2 protein-coding genes are annotated in these 1,199 nt (G+C 46.4%); both read right to left on the bottom strand.

Going from position 1 to position 1,199, the window contains the following annotated elements; translation table 11 throughout:
- Positions 1-207 precede the first annotated feature (207 nt).
- A complete protein-coding gene (locus ACKTSJ_RS11125) occupies positions 208-678 on the bottom strand; it encodes a GNAT family N-acetyltransferase (RefSeq protein WP_407900237.1) in 471 nt (156 codons plus the stop codon).
- Entirely contained in the window at positions 653-946 is a 294-nt protein-coding gene (locus tag ACKTSJ_RS11120) for a DUF1778 domain-containing protein (RefSeq protein WP_407900235.1), read from the bottom strand. Before ACKTSJ_RS11120 ends, ACKTSJ_RS11125 begins: the two co-directional genes overlap by 26 nt.
- Positions 947-1,199: the final 253 nt, after the last annotated feature.

The following is a 1,199-nucleotide window of genomic DNA, read 5'->3' as shown; positions in this document are numbered from 1 at the left end:
AGTCCTTGCGATAATAGCGCCGCATAGGCCGCCTCCAGGGGGTTGGTTTCTACTTGCATTGCCATGGTGCTTCTCCTTCGGGGTTGTGGTTAGAATAACCCTCAAGGATTTCGACGTGTGAACCCGTTTGTAGGCGGGATTCTGAATTTACAGAAACAATGTTGCACTAACACCCCGGCATCAGACGATGCGCGGGGTTGGGTTAAGTTAAATTGGCAAAAACAGATTGAGATGATGATCAGACATCTGTTCAAAGCCATATTGTTGATAGAAACTGACTGCGGTTGGCTTTGCATTAACCACTAAACCAACACCTCCCACTTCAGTGGAGATGCGTGTCACTCGGTCTATGGCATCGAAGAGCATAAATTCCCCGATTCTTTTTCCCTGATGACTCTTGGCTGTTGCTAAACGGCCCAACCGAAAAACTGGCACCTTTTCAGGTAACCGTTTATTGATTGATGCCGGCAGATCCGCATTGATAGCTTCAGCAAGATTGATTGCATAAAAGCCAAGCACTTCTGTGCCAACTTCTTCGGAAACAACGACAAAAGTTGAGGAAACCCCCTTCTCTTTATGCTGTTTAGCTACTTGATGAAACCACCTGTTTAGATCTGCATCTCCGCAATCAAATCCCTTCCTGTCATGCCCGTCATTCAGCGGTTGAACTAACATCATTCTTTATCCTCTGATAACGAGCTTGAGCACTACGGAATTTTTCATTACGTGGTGGTGGATTGTCGATCAATTCAAGCAATCGCAACGATTCCCTGCGTGTCAGGACAATTGTTGATTCGCTTTCAATAACCTTATCCGCTTTTTCTAGTGCCGCCTGCACTACAAACTGGTTCATCGTTGCGCCAACAAGATCAGCCGCCATTTGCAGTTTTCCCTGCACGTGGTCAGTGATTCTTGTGGTGAGACGTTTCCCGGTATGAGCTAGCATGGCAGCCTCCTTGTTGGACACTAAATGAGTGCGTCCAGTATATGACGATGGCGTCATTTTGTCACCTCCTGTTTAAAGTTATGGTTTACGCGATGTTCTGCGCCTCTTTTGAAACCTGATTTCCGGTTTGATGAATATGGGATGTTAGTGCAACATTGTTTCTGTAAATTCCGAACCCGGCCTGGCGAACGGGTTTGCAAGTAAAAATCCTTGAGGGTTATTCTAACCACAACCCCGAAGGAGAAGCACCATG

This window comes from Ferrigenium sp. UT5 (assembly GCF_045866295.1).
Taxonomy (GTDB): Bacteria; Pseudomonadota; Gammaproteobacteria; order Burkholderiales; family Gallionellaceae; genus Sideroxyarcus.
The sequence above is the reverse complement of the archived record's forward strand: the minus strand, read 5'-3'. Positions and strand labels throughout refer to the sequence as shown.

Bases quoted from the DNA above. Each gene is read 5' to 3' on its own strand.
- ACKTSJ_RS11125 (WP_407900237.1), bottom strand. From the start codon at position 678: ATGATGTTAGTTCAACCGCTGAATGACGGGCATGACAGGAAGGGATTT.
- ACKTSJ_RS11120 (WP_407900235.1), bottom strand. From the start codon at position 946: ATGCTAGCTCATACCGGGAAACGTCTCACCACAAGAATCACTGACCAC.